Origin of the sequence: Paenibacillus sp. IITD108 (genome assembly GCF_036541265.1) — a bacterium.
Lineage (GTDB): Bacteria > Bacillota > Bacilli > Paenibacillales > Paenibacillaceae > Pristimantibacillus.
Genome location: NZ_JAZHCT010000036.1, coordinates 38,011 through 56,165, shown reverse-complemented (window position 1 = coordinate 56,165; position 18,155 = coordinate 38,011). Strand labels below are relative to the sequence as shown.

Here is an 18,155-nt window from a genome sequence, read left to right as displayed (position 1 = left end):
TATGAAAAGTATCAAGTTGGAACGCTATTGGTGATTGTAGGACATAATAGCGATTCTAGCGAAGCTGTCGATCCACAATTAATCGATACCCTCCTAGCATTCGACACAGTTTCTAAAACGTGAAAAGTATGTGATATAATAATAGAATCATAACTTTGAAGATAGTGCTGGAGGTAATTTGCAATGTTATCTGCTATTGAAGGAGATTGGAGGCAAATTCTTGCAGAAGAGCAGGATAAGCCGTATATGGCTGCTTTGACAGAGAATCTGGAACGCAGCTATGAGGAAAAGATTATTTACCCTAAAAAAGACCATTTATTTTATGCTTTGAATTTGACTGCATTTGCTGAAACTAAGGTTGTCATTCTTGGCCAGGATCCCTACCATGGACCTGGACAGGCATATGGCTTGAGCTTTTCTGTCATGGAGGGCGTAAAGCATCCGCCGTCGCTGCGCAATATTTTTAAGGAGCTTGCTAGCGATATAGGCTGCGAGACGCCGCAGAATGGCTGCTTGGACGCCTGGGCAAAGCAGGGAGTGCTGCTGCTGAATACAGTTTTGACAGTCGAAGATGGGCAAGCAGGCTCGCATCAAGGGATTGGCTGGGAACAGTTTACAAATCGCATCATCGAATTGTTGAATGATCGCGAGGAGCCGGTAGTATTTGTGTTATGGGGAAAGCATGCGCAAGAGAAGAAAAAAATGATTAATGCCAATAAGCATTGCATCATTGAGTCCGTTCATCCTAGTCCGTTGTCTGCGCATCGCGGTTTTTTTGGCAGCAAGCCTTTTTCAAAAGCCAATCAATTTTTGAGACAGCATGGACAAACAGAGATTGATTGGCGCTTGCTTAATGTATAAATGAGCTATTTTGGTTTATGCTATTAAAACTTAACGATATAAATTAAAAGCCGGCTAGAGGAAAGTCCCTTTTGGGGTCTGCTCTCTTGCCGGCTTTTCTTATTGTAACAGTTGTTAAAGTCGATTTTTGAAACAAGTACACTAGTGTTTATTGCGCCGCTGCTGCGCTTGAATGACCCGAATTGCCGCCTCCGCTTGAACTGCTGGAGCTGGAGTCGCTCGTATCAGAAGAAGCTTGAGCATAAATAAGCTCAGCCTTGTATGCGGAACTGATAAACGTATCTACACTTATATCAGTAATAACTTGAGGATAAACTCTATCAGGATCAGGCATTACAGGCTCTACTAGGATGAAGGCTGTTTTGCCCTCGAATGAAATGGAATTGATCTTCATTCCATATCCCGGATGCGGAACAGTTGCGTGAATAGTTATTTTGTTAACCTCATCGTTAATAGCGGTCTCTTCGAGGCGTACATTATCTAATGGAGACACAGGCTGCAAAGCTTTGTTCTTTTCTACAAAAGCGAGAGCATCATATACAGCACCTGCTGCATCGCCTCTAGTAATAGCTTCTGAAGGGTTGAAGAAATCTTTGTCCAGCGTCATCCATTTAGAAATTAGCACCTTTTGCACGCTGTCTCGATACGGCTCAGAAACTTTATCATGATCCTCAAACATCATATAAAGTTCTATGAAGGCAAAGTCGCCTTGCTTAATAACAGCTTTGAACAAATGATGTGCGAATTGTTCGCGCGTCATAAGATCATTGGCTTTCACATCTTTCGGAATATCCAACCCGTTATAGAATGCCTTGATAAAAGCATCTGCATACCAGGCGTCATTGTCCAGATTAGGGAAGGAATCTGTCGCTTCAGGCATTTTGACAAAACGGATATGGTTGATGTTAATATCAAAAGCTTTAACTAGTAAGGAAATTCCTTCGGCATAGGTTAAAGAACGGTTTGGAATGAATTGATCCTTTCCATTGCCGCTTAAAATCCCCTTTTTCTGCAATTCATTAATTTTAGAAGCTTGCGAATGTCCTGTTACGTCTGTGAATGCTGAAGCGCTTTGAGTAAATACGAGAGTAAGCATTAGTGCCATCATTAACAGAAAAAATCTTTTAGTTTTCATAATTTCACCTCTTTTATCGATTGTGCAGCGTTTGTTTTATAGACGTTTCTGTCAATGTATAGGTTGCAAGAAAAGAGATAAAAAATGCTGCCCTTGAGTAACGCTTCTAAATCGGCTATTAATCTCTCGCGTATATCATTATCTAGCAAGCCGGACGAGAATAGGAATGCGTTGATTACGGAGAAAATTGTGAGCATCATGCTGGACAAAATAGAACAGCCAGGGATGTAGTATGATCTGGACATGGAAGGTTTTAAAAAATGCTACGGAATCGATCCGGAGATTATTGAGGAGTTTTCAATCAAATCGCTGTCTATATATAAATTAACTCGATGCAAGAGCAGGTATAAGGAGGGGTTTAACCCTCCTCACCTTCAACAAGACTATCATCGTCAGGTTCTCTGAAAGTATCTAGCGCAGCATTGCCTTGACCTTGGTCACCTTCATATTCACGTTCCATTCCTGCATGAAGTTCTCGGTTTTCATAATCAAATGCATTAGGGGAGCGTTGATCAATGCGCCATGGCGTACTTTTTCCTAATTTTTCAGCATTAATGGTCGAACCATAAGGACCTTCAGGGAATTCTTCAGCGATTAAGTCATTGCGTTGAGATTCAACTGTAGCAAGATCAGTAAATTCATTTCGTTCTTCTTCGATAAAACCATCTTTTTCAGTCATAGCGAACCTCCACACCATTCATTTTGTATAGTGTGCTCAACAATTGTTGAAAAATACCCAATGGACGCATTGCAGCAGAAAGCTGAAGCTGCAGATTATTTAATAAAGTGAAATAAAGTTTATGAAGCAGCGCTCCTAGGGGCGTTTTTATCACCCAATTCAAAAGTGATTAAGCTTATCTAATATTTGTTTGAGGGTTGTCCCAAAAAGCCCGAAGAATAAGCCTGGGGGGCGATAATTACAATAGAAAGTAACAAGAATAAAGAACCAATAGATTTTGCTGATGGAATGATGGCATTAATAGAGGGGAGGGGGAAGCATAATAGATAGTTGCTATGGACGTTAGGCAGTTAGCAGCAGAAGCCACAGCAATTCATTTATTTATCTGATCACTTTTCTAATTTTTATTAATTCGTTTATAAAATAGTCTAACTGTTTTTGAGTAGAGTCTATCTGCATTGTATGATTTTGAAATCTTGTTTCGCTTGGGTTTTCTAACACTTCTAAAGCAAGCCCGGCGGCAACAGCAGATAAACCATCACCAAGCAGTGTGATTGATGATCCGATGAAAGCAATTCTGGCGATTAGAATATCTTTATCTAACTGATCTAAATCATTATTATTGCGGTTCATATATAATCCCTTTCTTAATAGATAATGAAAAGCCTAATGTAATATATGCACCGTAACGATTTTTAGAAGAGCAGCAGCAGTGCTTTTCAAATTGCAAACCGCTTTAGCTAAGCAACAAATATTCCATAATAAGAAAAACCCCCATTGGATAAAGGGGGTGTTAAAATCATTTGTTAGGAACGTTCTCTTTCTCGGTTTCTTAATCCGAACAAACCAGCTAAACCAAGCAATCCAATCCAGCTCCAATTAGTACCTCTATTGTTATCTACAGCAGATGTACGGTAATTATTTATGTTAGATCTTCCATCTACTCTGTATCCATCCATTCCACCATCGCTTGATTTGTAATTGTTCATTTGGTGGGTGGTTAAATCAATATTCTGGATAACATTCGTTTGATTATTGTCCAGTGCATAGGCGGGGCTTGACAGTAAAGATAATAACACAGTAAAGGTAAAAGCAAACGAGCATATTTTTTTCAAAACGATAATCCTCCTTATTATTATTTTCGTACTTTTTTAAGGTTTCCGTTGTTTTGAAAAATATTCTTAGACTTAGAAATGAAAAATCCCGCCCAATGATTACCTCCTATGATACCCACTTACTGGATTATTACCTGATATAGTATCACTTAAAAAACCATCTAGCTATATAAGCGATAATTGACAATACAATGCTTATAACTATGCAAGTGACGATGGGGAAGTAAAACTTTACACTTCCTTTTTCGACTGCTATATCACCAGGGAGACGCCCAAGGTTTATAAACCTCCCTAAACCAGCCCAAATTAATCCAATAACGATAAGCACGATACCGGCTATCATGAGCAATTTCGGAATGCCATTCAATACATCTCAGCCCCTTTGTTGAAGGATGTTGTTTTATAACCTGTTAACGGGCTCTAACGATGGCGCATATGTAACATTGGTGTTTTCTTCCTTTTATTTGCTGCAAGTTTTCACAGTAGACACATTTCATGTGCAGCTCACCTCCGAGAAATATTATGCCGTTAGTCGTAAAGGAATATTCTTGAAGTAGAGTATATTAAAAGAAGTCATTTATATTGCGAGCCAAGCATAAACGCTTGGCGGTATCATCAAAACGAGCCGGTGAATCTAATCGCAAGCCAGTGACTATCGGAAAGGGCTGCTGGATCGGAGCTCGAGCAACAATATTGCCAGGTGTTACCGTTGGTGATGGTTGCGTTATTGCTGCTGGAGCGGTTGTTACTAAAGATTGTGAGCCGGACTCATTATATGCTGGCGTTCCTGCCATAAAAATAAAATCTATAGAAAAGTAATGCAACTCAAGCACCCTGATCGGTGCTTTTTTCTTAGCTTAGGCAATAATGCATTAGTTAAAATTGTGAATAAGTGTGTTGAGCTCGAATTGATCCTTATGATGCAGACACTAATGACCGTTAGCGCTCATTTTTCGTCAACTTCTACTTTCTAACGGACGGAAATTTCCGTTAGCGGGTTAAAAGCTCGAGATTTCGAAGGAATTTTCTTCTAAAGGACATAAATGTCCACATATGCAACAAAAAGACTGTTTTTTTGGTTCTAACGGTCATGGATGACCGCACCGCAAATAACATCGCGTCGTTGGGAGTGGATATTCACATCGATTTTACAACAATTGCGAAAAACTTATCTGTACTATATATTTCAATCATCTGTTATAAAACAAAAAAAGCCTTGAGTATCAAGGCTTTCAGCTTCTAAGTTATGGTGATCTGAGCAGGGTTCGAACCTGCGACCCCCACCCTGTCAAGATGGTGCTCTCCCAGCTGAGCTATCAGATCATATTATGCAGATGCAAATATTAATATAGCAAATTGAAAACGCATTGTCAATATATTCATCTCATTTTCTCACCAATTCATTATTTTAAGGTTATGAGCAATGCATGTTACGCATAGTTTGATAGAAATATAATGAGAGGCGGGAATAAGATGGCAGATCAAGTCGTGGAGCTAGTTGTGTGGCTAGGTGGGATGTTTGTATTAATTGTAATTGTCATTGCAGCGACAGTGCGATTTTTTCGTTCCAGCTCGCAAAGTGATGATGAATAGCCCGCTTGAAAATGGACAATATTAAAGGTGTCAGGCAATGGTTTTACATCTGCATACTGACAATGACAGCAAGAGAGGATGACATAAATGGCACATGATTTCATTGAGAATAGAATGGGCAAGCGGGAGAGCTTTGTAGCTGTACAAAAAAATGGCGACGGCGATTTGACAGCTTTTAAAACGTGCAGCGGAAGAGTACTGGATTATGACCAGGCGAAGCAGGAAGTAAATGCAGGAAATATTAGCGGCGTTAATCTTTTCAAGGGCCGCGACGGCGAATTGTATATTCGCGGAGATGCAGACGGCGATCCATCGAACAATTTAGACAATTTGCCCTCATTTTAACGTTCGGTTTTACTAACGAAAAAGCTGTCACGCTTCAAAGCGTGACAGCTTTTTTGCTTGCGCTAACTTGCTAACATGCTAACTTGCGCTAAATAGCCGCTAATTTTAAAAGCTATACATTTTTCCTTGTTCAACAATACGCATTGCGCCGGTTTTTCCTATATATTCGCTAATGGCATCGCCATAATGCATTAACCACATTTTTTGCTGTATCGCATCAGGAAGCGTAAGCAGCTCGTCCAGGCATGCATGCACATTGCCGGGAGGTTCTAGCTGGCAGTCGTGAAAGAACGTCTCGACGCCTTGTTCATGCAGTAATTCGAGCAGCTTTCTGTCAAACTGCATATCTGCTGAATAAAAAAAACGGTCGTTAATAAGAAAGGAATAACTGGGTTTTCCCGGAATATGAGCTGTCTGAATTGGCATGACGGAAAGCTCTTCGGTCAGAGGCGCATATTCATTCGGCTTCAGGGGTCTTACTTCAAAAAAATCAGATAATGAAGTAAGCTCACCCTGTGTAAGGCCGCCGCGCAGTGTATGCTCCCATAACGGCGAAATAAGTGGCTCGGCAATATACAAAACTGGCTTACGGTTATAATTAAATAACATTTGAAAAGCAAGTTCTTCTAATCCGCCAACATGATCTGCGTGAATATGGCTTATAAGCACAGCATCTAATTGACCGAAATTATAACCTAGCTCGTAAAGCGCATGAGGCAATGTAATTCCGCAATCGAGCAATATGGTTTTGCCGCCGCTTTTTATTAATGCATTATTATTATAATGTTTTTTGGCAAAGGCGCTGCCCGTGCCAACCATTTGAATGTTCAATACACAGCCTCCAATAACCGAGTAATTAGAAATGAAATAAAAAAAGCTGCTTATATAGCTTATGTAAATAATAATGATATTTTTGGAAATAATCAATCATCTGCTTGTTATATTTCCCAGGCAAGCGCATATTTCAACAGGTTGTGACAGAGATATAGCGAAGTTTATCAAAATTTTCGTTAATGTAGTACGTTAATGTAGTATAAGAAAAATCTCTATTAAAAAAGAACAACTATTTGCGTTGAACGGCGCAACTTTATGACTGAAATGCAGTATACATCTACGACGAGAACATTTGGACGGAGGGCTTGCATAGATGTCAATGAAGAAGAAAGTAGCAGTTGCAGTATTGCTTTTAAGCGTATGGGGTGGCAGTATGATTTTTGCTAATACAGCTGCCAATAAAGTCAGTGTAATTTTCAATGGCTCTGAGCTTGGTGATGATGGAGCATTAATAGAAGGAAAAACATATTTGCCGCTCAGACAGCTTGCGAGCTCGTTCCAAGCGCTAATCGAGTGGGACAGCAATAAAAAAGCTGCGGTCATTTATAAGCCGAATGTACATATGTTTGTATTTCAAGGCAAAAGCTCAAATTCGTTTGGAATTGTAGACCGAGGCTCTTACAAGTTTCATGTGTTTTCACAAATCGATAATTTGAAAACCGACATAGCTGCGGTTAAAGTATCTATTTTTGATCCAAAGGGCAAGGAAAGAGTAATTCAAACTGAATCGGTTAATCAAAAGAATGATAATTTCTGGTTTGTAACTGAAGAAATTGATTACCGCTTTGAAACAGCCGGCAAGTATACGATTAAGTTTTTTATGAAGATGTCTGCGAATGATGATTGGACCGCTGTTTCAGAAAAAGTGATCACATCAAGATAAGCTAGTGCTCGAAGAAAAATGGCGTTCTTTCCTGCCGTGCAGTTTGACCCGAATATATTTAACGTGTTAGGATAAGCTGTGTACATAACAAATGAAATGGGGTTTTCTTGCATGAGCGAGCATCAGCATGGTGCAGATTGCGGCTGCGGACATGATCATGATCATGAGCATGAGGAGCATGTATTTATCGTAACAGACGACGAAGGCCAAGAGCGTGAGATGGTTATGGTTTATACATTTGAATCCGAAGAGAATGTATATGCAGTATTGTTGGATCGTCAAGATCCAGAAGCGGACGGAGTAATTTTCCGTATCGAGGAAGAAAATGACGAAGCATTCCTTGTAGGCATTGAAGATGATGCAGAATGGGATCGCGTTGCAGCTATTTACGAAGAAATTGCGCGCAAAGAAAATGAAGGCATTGAGCAATAGGCTTTCTATAAAAGTAAAAGAAGGGATGTCCCATGCAGCATACATGGGACATCCCTTTTATTTGCGCGGATTATAATAAATAGTCCGGCCATTGAACAAAGTCAGCTCAGCTTGCAGCTGCTTTGCCATATATTTAGAATACTCATTAGCTTTTCCTTTGTCGCCATGCGTGGCTGTTTTGGGTAAAACGACTTGAATGCACGGAACGGTATTTCCTTGCGAGCACTCTGCATTGCCGATGCCCATAATAATATGGTTGTAGTGTGCGGTTGCTCCCTTAAGATAAAACCAGCGTTCATCCTCAGATTCTACTATCGTGTAAGGGAAGGCGGCGTCAGCGTAATTCCAGCCCAGCTGTTCACCGGTTCGAGCAGCCTGATCGCAATATTGCTTAAGCTTGCTCTGAATAGCAGCAGTCGTTAAATCGAAATCCACAGAACCTTGCACAAGTTTAATAAATGCGCTCTGACTCACTTCGATCACCCCAGCCCCATATTAGCATGAATTGGTAATGTTTACAATAAAATTACCAATTTAACGCTTCAAGATCCGCTGATTTAGAAAATGGCTGTTTCTTCTACAATAACCTTAACAAATTCTATGCTGCGATCCTCAGGACCTTTCACAGGCAAGCCAACTTCAACATGATCGACGATGTAATCGATATTGGACTGGGAAATTACTTCGCCCGGAAGCAGAATAGGAATGCCTGGCGGATACACATAGATAAATTCGGCAATAATTCTGCCGGCAGATTCCCGGAACGGGATGACTTCTGTTTCCGCATAGAAAGCATCGCGGGGCGTTAGTGAAAGCTGAGGGATTTCAGGTATTTTCACAACGAGCTCGCGTGCTTCAGCGCCTTCGAAGAAGGCCGCTGACAAGGCTGTAAGTGCTTCGATTAGCATTCCAACAGAATCTGAGGTATCTCCAGGCGTAATTAAGCACAAAATATTATACATATCACTCATTTCAATTTCGAGATTGAAATGATCGCGCAGCCAATTTTCGGTTTCATAGCCTGTAATGCCTAAATGTCTTACATGGATCGTCACTTTGGTCGGATCGTAATCATAAGTAGCTTCATCGCCAAGAATTTCTTCGCCAAAGCTGTACAGGCCAGGAATTTTATTAATCGCTTGGCGGGCATATTCTGCAAGCTCTATAGCTTTTTCCGCAATTTCATAGCCGTGCAAAGCCAGATTGCGGCGAGATGTATCCAGCGAAGCAAGCAAAATATAGGAAGTCGAAGTTGTAGTCAGCATGCTTATAATCGTTTGGACGCGCTGCGGGTTGATTCTTCCGCTTTTTACATTGAGAACAGAGCTTTGCGTCATCGAACCGCCCAGCTTATGGACGCTCGTTGCAGCCATATCAGCGCCTGCTTGCATGGCCGACATCGGTAATTTATCATGGAAATGTATGAGCACACCATGCGCTTCGTCAACGAGCACTGGAATGTCATAGCTATGCACCAGGTCTACAATTTCCTTAAGATTAGCGCAAATGCCATAGTAAGTAGGATTAATGACAAGTACACCTTTGGCGTCCGGATGGCGTTCAATGGCGCGTCTTACCGAACGGGTTGTGATGCCATGATCGATGCCCAGATTGCTGTCTCGAGCAGGGGATATAAATACCGGTCTTGCGCCGGCAAAAATAATCGCCGCCATAATAGATTTATGCACATTGCGCGGGACAATGATTTTATCGCCGGGTGAGCAGACTGTAAGTATCATTGTCATGATGGCGCCGCTTGTGCCTTGTACAGAAAAATAAGTATAGTCGGAACCGAAAGCATGTGCAGCAAGTTTTTGGGCTTCTTCTATAACGCCTGTCGGTTGATGCAGATCATCGAGTGGAGCTATATTAATTAAATCGATTGACAACGCATTGTCTCCGATAAATGCTCTAAACTCTGGGTCGCTTCCTACCCCTTTTTTATGTCCCGGAATGTGGAATTGCACGGGATTGTGCTCCGCATGCTTGCGAAGCGCAGTGAAGAGCGGTGTTTTATTGTGATCCATCGCCAGCATCCCTGCCTTTCATCAGATGTACAAACAAAGTAGAGTATAGCAAAAAAGAAGGGGAATGCAAGCGTCTTTTTTTGAAAAAGGAAAGCTTGTAAAAATTCGCGGCATTCTTTCGTCCGAATAGTCGATTAAACCGCCAGACGACTGCACATCATCGTGTTTGAGCGTTTACATAAAATGAAATAATTAGTTATGCAGGAAGCGGTTTATTTGTTCTTGAAATGTTCAAACCTGTAAAGTAGTAGAATATGGTACGATGAAATAATGGAGGGATATTACGAATGAAAAATAGTCGTATGATCATTGTAATGGCAATCTTAATGATTACATTTATTGGCTTCGGTATTATAATTCCAGTTATGCCGGAAATCATACAAAAAGCTGATCCGACCGGGGCTGAACTACATACAGGGAGAATGCTGGCATTATATTCTGCGGTGTCCTTTCTATTATCGCCTCTTTGGGGCAATTTATCTGACCGGATAGGCAGAAGAAAAATTATTTTAACAGGTCTGATCGGTTTTTCTGTCAGCTTTTTGCTATTCGGCTTGGCGGGCGAAAGCTTGACGATGATGTATATTTCAAGAGCGCTAGGCGGCTTGTTCTCTGGTGCTGTAGCTTCCGTTATCGTTGCCTATGTAGCAGATATCACGCCTCCTGAGCAGCGTACGAAAGGAATGGGGCTTGTAGGAATGTCTATCGGGCTCGGCTTTACGATCGGGCCTGGTGTAGGTGGTTTATTAAGCGTTGTTTCTCTTAACACGCCTTTTTTCACGGCTGCCATATTTACGCTCTTAACGTTTGTAATGGCGTTTATTAAGCTGCAGGAGTCTTTGCCGCCTGAACAGCGCAAGAAGGCTTCTGAGAAAGCTGTATCGCGTTGGAAAGCATTTCAAGGACCGCTTAAATATTTATACGTGCTCGCTTTTTTTGTAACATTCACTTTAGCAGGAATGGAGGCGACACTGCAATTTTTCGGTATGCGTCGCTTTGATGTAACGCCTCGACAAGTTGGCTTATTATTTTTCGTGGTTGGTTTGGTAGGCGCGCTTGTACAGGGAGGCGTCGTTCGCCGAATGATCAAGAAAGGCCAGGAGCCGCTATTCATTAGTGCGGGGCTTATTTTTTCAGCAGTCGGATTTTTTATGCTCATATTCGCTCATTCCTTATGGTGGACCATTTTGTCTCTCGTTGTATTTGGAATCGGGAACTCCTTAATCCGGCCTTGTGTAACGTCGTTAATTACGCAAAAAACGACGGTTGGCCAAGGTGTCGCCTCTGGACTAAGCTCTTCGATGGACAGCTTTGGCAGAATTCTCGGTCCGCTATTAGGGTCCATATTGTTTACTTATGAAATTGGTTATGAGCTTGGCTTGCCATATTTGGTAGGCGGCATTTTATGTGCGCTTGCACTTCTGCTCGTACTCGGTTTTGTTCGCGCGGATCAACACCGCCAATTGGCTGCATCGAAGTAAAGCAACCTTTAAGCAGTGAATGTTGTTCACAATTATATAGCGGTCTTAGTGAAAAGTCAGACTTAGGTCTGACTTTTTTTCAATCTCTAGTATTTGCTAAATACTGGACTTGAGACGATTATGTAATCTGACTCCTCAACTTATGATTATTACAGAAAGAAATTATTGCAGAGGATAAAGGAGTCGTTCAAGTTGAGTAAATTAACAGAGTGGTCATTTCGCAATAAAGCAGCAATAGCCTTGCTAGTCTTTATGGCATTAGTTATGGGAGTTATCAGTTATTTCCGATTGCCGATGGAATTTTTGCCAGCTGCAGATAATCCGCAAGTGATGATAACGACGATTGGCCCAGGCATGAATGGAAAAGCGATGGAAGAGCAGGTAACAAATCCGATTGAAGAAGCTGTTTTATTTGTTAAGGGTAAAAAGGATATTTTCTCTACTTCCGGCGACGGTTATGGCCAAATCATTATTAATTACGATTCTAAAACGAGTATGAAGGAAGCGAAGCAGGAGGTTGAGCAAGCATTGGCGGGCGTGCCATTGCCAAGCAATGTTATGAAGCCTTTTGTCGTACAGCTGAACACCTCGATGATTCCGATATCCTGGTTAGTTGTAACCTTTGAAAAAGGTCTGAGCGAGCACGATAAGGATGAACAGCTGAAAAATGTGCTTGCTGAGATTAAAAATATTGAAGGCGCAGGTCAAGTCGTCGTAGATGGCAAGTCCAATCCGGTCGTCCTGATCGAACCTCATACGCAGAAGCTTTCAGAGCTGGGCCTTCCCGTACAGAGCCTGCTTTCCATACTGCAGGGAAGAGGCGTATCAGCCGCGATTAGCGAACAGATTATTGACGGTCATACCGCTAACATAGCCCTATATGATCAGATCGAAGACATTAAAACATTAGAAAGCTTGCCAGTGGCGCCACATGTATCGCTTAAGGACGTTGCTTCCATAAACGTTTCCAAGCAGCAGGATAGTATTACGCGATTAAATGGACAAGATGCCATTATGGTAACGATATCTAAAACAGCTGAAGCCAACGCGGTATCGGTAGGCAATGCCATACAAAATATGGTTGCTGACTTCAATAAGGACCATAATGGCGTAGAAGTATCAATAATACTCAGTACCGCAGAATCAATTGTTCAATCTGTGAACAGCATGCTGCAGGAGGTGCTGCTGGGAGCTTTATTTGCAACAATTATCATTTTAGTTTTTATGCGTAATTTCAAAGCGACCATTATTACAATTGTTTCTATCCCACTATCGTTAGGAATTACACTTTATTTGCTTCACATTTCTGGAGTTTCGCTTAATATTATTACACTGGGAGGCGTGGCGGTTGCCGTCGGCAGATTAGTGGATGACAGTATAGTCGTCATAGAAAACATTTATCGGAGATTGCAGCGTGAATCGTTCTCGATTTCATTAATAAAAGAAGCAACGAAAGAAGTGGCGTCAGCGATAACTTCTTCTACGCTTGTAACAGTAGCCGTATTTTTGCCAATGGGCTTGCTGCGCGGCTCCTTGCAGGATTTTCTATTGCCGTTTGCGCTTACCGTCGCTTATTCATTGCTCGCATCACTGATCGTTGCGTTGACAGTCGTGCCGCTGCTGAGCGCTGTACTGCTTAAGAATACGGTTGAAGCGCCGCATAAAGGCGCAGAATGGTTTACTCATTTTATTCGATGGAATTTAAATAGAAAATGGCTGCCTCTGACTCTGGCGCTGCTGCTTTTTGCAGGCTCGATTGGCTTGTATGTCTCGATGCCCAAGGGAGCGCTCGATTCATCCAGTGCAGAGTATGTAGATATTTCTTTGCAGTATGCTGGCGATACGCCTTCGGATGATGTGCTTTTGGCAGGGGAAAGGCTGGACAGCTACTTAACGCAGCACGCTTCGGTAGACTGGGTGATGATGTCTCTGGGCAATAGCGCCGAGGCTGCTAAATTCGGAGCTGTCTCCTCCGCAACGAATGTTCAATTTATGCTTCACTTGAAAAAACAGACGAATGTGGAGCAATTTATGGCTGAAATATTAGCTTTGCAAGACCAATACGCAGGAGCTGACTTGTTTGTTACTGCCACTGATCTTATGATGGGTGGCGGCTCAAGCAACATATTTATAGATATTATGGGCGAAAATACAGAGCAATTAGCGCAGGCTGCCGAACAAATTGTAACAGCTATTAGGCCTGTGGATGGCGTTCTGAAGGTTGAAAGCAATCAGTCTGAGCAAAAAACAGTATATTCTTATAAGATTAACGCGACTCAAGCAACAGGGCAGGACACCGCAATGCAGCTGCAAAGCTTGTTTAATCCTATGCCGCTTGGCGAAATTAAAATTGACGGTCATGCAACGCCCGTTATATTGCAGCCTGTTGCTCTCGCGCAGACAGAGTCCGATCTGAAGCAAATTACGCTGATGACTGAGGAAGGGCCTAGATCGATTGAGGAAGTGGCAAGTTTGGTAAAAACACAGGAGCCCAGCCTGCTTTACCATAAGGAAGGCAAGCCGTATGTACGGGTTACGGTTAGCGCGGAGCCTTCATTGTTGTCCAAGGTGGATCAGCGAATTAAAGAAGAGATGAATAGCGTAGAGCTTCCGGAAGGTGTAAAAGCAATTGTTGGCGGTGCTTCTTCGGATCAATCGGAGGACTTTGCTGATCTTGGCATGACGGCGCTTATCTCCATTGGGATTGTTTACTTGATTATGGTGCTCACGTTCAAAACGCTGCGCGCTCCGCTCGCAATATTGATATCTCTGCCTTTGGCGGCTATCGGCGCTGTGACAGGACTTCTAATATCTGGTGTAACGCCGGACTTTACAGCGATGTTTGGAGCATTGATGCTAATTGGCATCGTGGTTACCAATGCCATTGTGTTAATAGACCGTGTGAAGCAAAATGAGCAGACAATGTCTATTCGTGAAGCGATTGCCGAAGCGGCTGCAACTCGTCTGCGACCGATCGTAATGACGGCGCTTGCTACGATCTGTGCGATGCTTCCGCTAGTATTCGGTTCGCATGAGTCAGGCAGCATCGTATCGCAAAGCCTTGCCATCGTCGTTATTGGCGGCCTTGCAGGTGCAACAGTATTGACGTTAATTATTGTTCCTTGTGTGTATGAGCTGATGTATTTCCGCAAATCTGCAAAACAAAGAAGACGACAAGTGCAAGATGGATTGACTGCTTCTTCTTAATTCTGAATTACTGTATTAAAAAAATATGGAAAAAGGCAGTCCCATAAGTCATTCGTGACAGGGGCTGCCTTTTTGCGCAATAAGGTTTTTCTTACTATTGCAAGAAGAGGGGGATTAATTGGCAGTTTATACCGTATGCCTTGCCTTCTGGCAGGCAAGCTCGTACAACGGAAGCAGCTGCAAAAATGTGTTTTCTACATATCCTAACAAATTTTCTTCACTGTTCAAAAGCTCGCTATCCGGGCTAATATGTCTACCTATTAATAACTCGCATTGCTTGACGTCACGCAAGCGGATAAGCAGCTTTTTCCAATCATCTTCGGCAAGTGTATGTACGGCAGTGCTGTCCTTTTTCATATGGTCGAGCGATATTACATAGTCTTGCGGAACGGCTGCAACTACATCATCCAGCTGATTTAAAAAGCCTGCAGCTACTTGCTGCTTGCCTGGAAGCTCGTAAATAAGCGCCAGCCAAATAAACAGGTGATCATCGAAAAGCCCCAGCTGAAAATGCGGATGCCCCTTGTACCCGCGCTTGTTGTCACATATCGCCAGCCAAGTATCTTTGGGCGGATTGACAGTACGTCTGGCGTGCTTGGCAATGTGAAGAAACATCTCTTTGCCCGTATGCACGCTTAGGCTGCTGCGCAGCTGCTCGCCGATGGTACGGAATTTAGGCTGAATCTGCTCCTGGATTGCAATCATGCGCTGTTCAAGCCCTTGTATATGAAAAACTTCAAAATCTTTACGAGTAAACATTCCGGTATTCTCCTTACTTTGATTTGATAAAAAGGGTATGATGATAGAACATGGAATAAGTATAACATGATCTAATAAAACGGGCTAAAAATTAGTCAATAATCCAAGTTGCCACAACATAAGATGAAGTATAAGATAGTATTACGAAATGAATTCTGAACTTTCTGACAATTGGCCGCAGATCAAGGAGGGGTTGCCGTGAATAAAGGATATGAGGTCGAATTTTGTAATTTGGAATTGCGGTTTGAACGACGGCAAATCCAAAACCTAATTAGAGAGCTTATTCAAGAAGGGTATTCGTTATATTGGAGTGAATCGGAAGGTGCATTTTTAGTATCTATCCGATCAGGCCGCAGACTGCTTAAGCTGCATTTTCAAAAATTAAATGACCGCTACAAGATGATAGGCAATTATACAGTGCGCGATGAGCGACTTACTGAGCTGCTTGATAAGCTGATAAATGATACAAGAGGGCATGCTGTAGTAAAACGGACAAGGGATCGGCAAATGGTCATTGAGAATATTATGTTCGGGGAAATTATCCGGTTGGTGGAGGTGACGGGAATGGAGCATCGTATTATTTTCCAAAAAAAGCCGGCGATTACTACTGAGGATATGATTCGGGCGTTTCAATCGAAGCGTGCGGAGGAAAGAGCAGCCGTTTTACGCTATGAGCTCGATTATGAATTATCCGCTCTTTATGAAGCTTTACAGTCAGGCAACGAGAAGCAAGTTGTTTTATCTAAAAATAAACTGGAGCTGTTAAGAGTTGAAATGCTGCAATTGGAATTATAAAAGGATACGATCCGTATGCTATAATAAAGCTGCGGGTCGTTTTTTTGTACATTTTCGGTCGAAATAGTTTTCTTCTTGTCGCAAAAAGAGTAGAATAGGCTTATTATGACTTAAAATATATACGAAGGATGGAAGAGCCAAATGTCTAAACAGCAAATCGGTGTCATTGGTATGGCCGTAATGGGCAAAAATCTTGCTCTTAATATCGAAAGTAGAGGATTTACAGTTTCTGTATTCAACCGTTCTCGTGAGAAGACAGATGATCTAATGAAGGAAGCAGCGGACAAAAATCTTGTTCCGACTTATACAATTGAAGAGTTTGTGCAATCATTGGAAGTGCCTCGCAAAATTTTGATTATGGTACAAGCAGGCGCAGGCACGGATGCGACGATCGATTCACTTGTTCCGCATCTTGCTCCAGGGGATATTATTATCGACGGCGGGAATGCATACTTCCCAGATACACAGCGTCGCAGCAAGGAGCTTGAGGCTAAAGGCTTCCGCTTTATCGGCACAGGCGTATCCGGCGGTGAGGAGGGAGCGCTTAAGGGCCCTTCCATTATGCCAGGCGGACAAAAATCAGCTTACGAGCTTGTTGAGCCGATTTTGACAGCTATATCTGCTAAGGTAGGCGAAGATGCTTGCTGTACTTATATTGGGCCGGACGGTGCGGGCCATTATGTAAAAATGGTTCACAACGGTATTGAATACGGCGACATGCAGCTTATTTGTGAAGCTTACGACCTTCTCAAAAATGTACTGGATGTTAGCGCTGAAGAGCTTCATGAAATTTTCTCCGACTGGAATAAAGGAGAGCTTGACAGTTACTTAATTGAAATTACAAGAGATATTTTCTCCAAATATGATCCTGAGACCGGAAAGCCGATGGTGGATGTTATTCTTGATTCTGCTGGCCAAAAGGGCACAGGCAAATGGACAAGCCAAAGCTCACTTGATCTTGGCGTGCCGCTTTCCATTATTACAGAATCCGTATTTACCCGCTTCCTGTCCGCTATGAAGGAAGAGCGCGTAGCTGCCAGCAAAGTGCTTAGCGGACCAGCTAAAGTTCCATTCCAAGGCGACCGTGCAGCATTTATCGAGTCTGTGCGCAAGGCGCTGTTTGCAAGTAAGATTTGCTCCTACGCGCAAGGCTTCGCGCAAATGCGTGCAGCTTCTGAAGAATACAACTGGGATCTTCGCTACGGCGAGATCGCGATGATCTTCCGCGGCGGCTGCATTATTCGCGCACGCTTCCTGCAAAACATCAAGGATGCTTATGACCGCGATCCTGAGCTGCGCAATTTGCTGCTTGACCCTTACTTTAAGGATGTTGTTGAATCCTACCAGGGCGCATGGCGCGAAGTTGTATCCGTAGCCGTTGCAAACGGCGTGCCTGTTCCTGCATTTGCAAGCGCACTGGCCTATTTCGACAGCTACCGCACCGAGCGTCTGCCGGCCAATCTGCTGCAAGCTCAGCGCGATTACTTTGGCGCTCATACATTCAAGCGTGTGGATAAGGAAGGCACTTTCCATTTCAACTGGCTGCAAGATTAAGCTTCATTGTTTAGGAGGACGCTGGATGCCTCGGATAGCCATTCTCGCATTTGATTGGCATCCAGCGAGTTATTGTTGCCTCGTTGAATTAGGCATAATGCCGCCTCCGCATAAGCGTGAAAGCTTTGAATTAAGCGTAGCTGCGGGAGATCCAGTAGAGCTGGGTCCTCGTCAGCTACTCTTTTTTTTATACACTGAAGCAGCCAGATAACATCATTGCGACAAAGCGGATGATCGGCATCGAGCAAACTGTTTATATGTCGTTTTGTTTCATTCATTGTGTGAATGCTCTCCTTTCCTATTTTTTTGTTCGTAAATATTTTTAGCGTGTATTATCATAAATACGACATAATTAGCTTTTTTATACCCTGGTCCTAAAAAAAATGATATGATGTACATAAGTCGGCGATAGCCATTTATCCTTGAAATACAGGAAAGTATATGTTTTTGTTAAG

Annotated in this window: 20 protein-coding genes and 1 tRNA gene; 10 read left to right on the top strand and 11 right to left on the bottom strand. The window is 42.5% G+C overall.

Translation table 11 applies throughout. From position 1 onward, the window contains the following. The first annotated feature begins 183 nt into the window (after positions 1-183). Positions 184-861, top strand: a complete 678-nt coding sequence (locus V1L65_RS23870) for a uracil-DNA glycosylase (protein ID WP_331701768.1) — start codon at positions 184-186, stop codon at positions 859-861. Positions 862-1,009: 148 nt separating this feature from the next. On the opposite strand, the gene V1L65_RS23865 is transcribed toward V1L65_RS23870, so the two are convergent. The 5 genes from V1L65_RS23865 to V1L65_RS23845 form a co-directional block, all read right to left on the bottom strand. Further along, positions 1,010-1,996, bottom strand: a complete 987-nt coding sequence (locus V1L65_RS23865; protein WP_331701767.1) for an S-layer homology domain-containing protein — start codon at positions 1,994-1,996, stop codon at positions 1,010-1,012. A gap of 358 nt (positions 1,997-2,354) precedes the next feature. Beyond that, the gene (locus V1L65_RS23860) at positions 2,355-2,675 is read right to left on the bottom strand and encodes a hypothetical protein (RefSeq protein ID WP_331701766.1); all 321 of its coding nucleotides are present in this window, start codon (positions 2,673-2,675) and stop codon (positions 2,355-2,357) included. Between the two features lie 381 nt (positions 2,676-3,056). Continuing rightward, positions 3,057-3,308: a translation initiation factor 2 gene (locus V1L65_RS23855; RefSeq protein WP_331701765.1), complete on the bottom strand. Its 252-nt coding sequence runs from the start codon at positions 3,306-3,308 to the stop codon at positions 3,057-3,059. 173 nt (positions 3,309-3,481) lie between these two features. Then, positions 3,482-3,790, bottom strand: coding sequence for a WGxxGxxG family protein (locus V1L65_RS23850; protein ID WP_331701764.1), 309 nt, complete (start codon positions 3,788-3,790; stop codon positions 3,482-3,484). 145 nt (positions 3,791-3,935) lie between these two features. Then, complete coding sequence (locus V1L65_RS23845) at positions 3,936-4,157, bottom strand: DUF2905 domain-containing protein (protein ID WP_331701763.1); 222 nt, start codon at positions 4,155-4,157, stop codon at positions 3,936-3,938. Between the two features lie 25 nt (positions 4,158-4,182). On the opposite strand from V1L65_RS23845, the gene V1L65_RS23840 reads away from it, so the two are divergent. Further along, positions 4,183-4,347 carry a hypothetical protein gene (locus V1L65_RS23840; RefSeq protein WP_331701762.1) on the top strand — a complete coding sequence of 55 codons (165 nt, stop codon included), beginning with the start codon at positions 4,183-4,185 and terminating at the stop codon, positions 4,345-4,347. 46 nt (positions 4,348-4,393) lie between these two features. Beyond that, entirely contained in the window at positions 4,394-4,609 is a 216-nt protein-coding gene (locus V1L65_RS23835; protein WP_331701761.1) for an acyltransferase, read from the top strand. A 428-nt stretch (positions 4,610-5,037) separates the two neighbouring features. Here V1L65_RS23835 and V1L65_RS23830 read toward each other — a convergent pair. Beyond that, positions 5,038-5,113, bottom strand: a tRNA-Val gene (locus V1L65_RS23830). A 384-nt stretch (positions 5,114-5,497) separates the two neighbouring features. Here V1L65_RS23830 and V1L65_RS23825 point away from each other — a divergent pair. Continuing rightward, entirely contained in the window at positions 5,498-5,728 is a 231-nt protein-coding gene (locus V1L65_RS23825; RefSeq protein ID WP_331701772.1) for a DUF3892 domain-containing protein, read from the top strand. Positions 5,729-5,833: 105 nt separating this feature from the next. Here V1L65_RS23825 and V1L65_RS23820 read toward each other — a convergent pair whose 3' ends face one another. Next, positions 5,834-6,547 (bottom strand): MBL fold metallo-hydrolase, encoded by a 714-nt coding sequence (locus V1L65_RS23820; RefSeq protein WP_331701771.1) that lies wholly within the window; start codon positions 6,545-6,547, stop codon positions 5,834-5,836. Positions 6,548-6,875: 328 nt separating this feature from the next. Here V1L65_RS23820 and V1L65_RS23815 point away from each other — a divergent pair, with 328 nt between their 5' ends. Together V1L65_RS23815 and V1L65_RS23810 are read left to right on the top strand one after the other, a co-directional pair. Then, on the top strand, positions 6,876-7,445 hold the full coding sequence (locus tag V1L65_RS23815; RefSeq protein WP_331701759.1) for a stalk domain-containing protein: 570 nt from the start codon (positions 6,876-6,878) through the stop codon (positions 7,443-7,445). A gap of 111 nt (positions 7,446-7,556) precedes the next feature. Continuing rightward, a complete protein-coding gene (locus tag V1L65_RS23810) occupies positions 7,557-7,877 on the top strand; it encodes a DUF1292 domain-containing protein (RefSeq protein WP_331701758.1) in 321 nt (106 codons plus the stop codon). 57 nt (positions 7,878-7,934) lie between these two features. On the opposite strand, the gene V1L65_RS23805 is transcribed toward V1L65_RS23810, so the two are convergent. Both V1L65_RS23805 and V1L65_RS23800 read right to left on the bottom strand, forming a co-directional pair. Next, entirely contained in the window at positions 7,935-8,351 is a 417-nt protein-coding gene (locus V1L65_RS23805) for a DUF1885 family protein (RefSeq protein ID WP_331701757.1), read from the bottom strand. 83 nt (positions 8,352-8,434) lie between these two features. After that, positions 8,435-9,904, bottom strand: a complete 1,470-nt coding sequence (locus V1L65_RS23800) for an aminotransferase class I/II-fold pyridoxal phosphate-dependent enzyme (protein ID WP_331701756.1) — start codon at positions 9,902-9,904, stop codon at positions 8,435-8,437. A 287-nt stretch (positions 9,905-10,191) separates the two neighbouring features. Here V1L65_RS23800 and V1L65_RS23795 point away from each other — a divergent pair, with 287 nt between their 5' ends. Next, positions 10,192-11,385, top strand: a complete 1,194-nt coding sequence (locus V1L65_RS23795; protein ID WP_331701755.1) for an MFS transporter — start codon at positions 10,192-10,194, stop codon at positions 11,383-11,385. Positions 11,386-11,577: 192 nt separating this feature from the next. Further along, a complete protein-coding gene (locus V1L65_RS23790; RefSeq protein WP_331701754.1) occupies positions 11,578-14,592 on the top strand; it encodes an efflux RND transporter permease subunit in 3,015 nt (1,004 codons plus the stop codon). Between the two features lie 126 nt (positions 14,593-14,718). Here the strand turns inward: V1L65_RS23790 and V1L65_RS23785 are convergent, their stop codons facing one another. Beyond that, positions 14,719-15,351, bottom strand: coding sequence for a YktB family protein (locus tag V1L65_RS23785; protein ID WP_331701753.1), 633 nt, complete (start codon positions 15,349-15,351; stop codon positions 14,719-14,721). 198 nt (positions 15,352-15,549) lie between these two features. Between V1L65_RS23785 and V1L65_RS23780 the strand changes: the two genes are divergently transcribed. Together V1L65_RS23780 and gndA are read left to right on the top strand one after the other, a co-directional pair. After that, positions 15,550-16,146 (top strand): hypothetical protein, encoded by a 597-nt coding sequence (locus tag V1L65_RS23780; protein WP_331701752.1) that lies wholly within the window; start codon positions 15,550-15,552, stop codon positions 16,144-16,146. Between the two features lie 141 nt (positions 16,147-16,287). Continuing rightward, positions 16,288-17,700 (top strand): NADP-dependent phosphogluconate dehydrogenase, encoded by a 1,413-nt coding sequence (gene gndA, locus V1L65_RS23775; protein ID WP_331701751.1) that lies wholly within the window; start codon positions 16,288-16,290, stop codon positions 17,698-17,700. Here the strand turns inward: gndA and V1L65_RS23770 are convergent. After that, entirely contained in the window at positions 17,697-17,978 is a 282-nt protein-coding gene (locus V1L65_RS23770) for a hypothetical protein (RefSeq protein ID WP_331701750.1), read from the bottom strand. The two genes, gndA and V1L65_RS23770, sit on opposite strands and share 4 nt — an antisense overlap. Positions 17,979-18,155 lie beyond the last annotated feature (177 nt).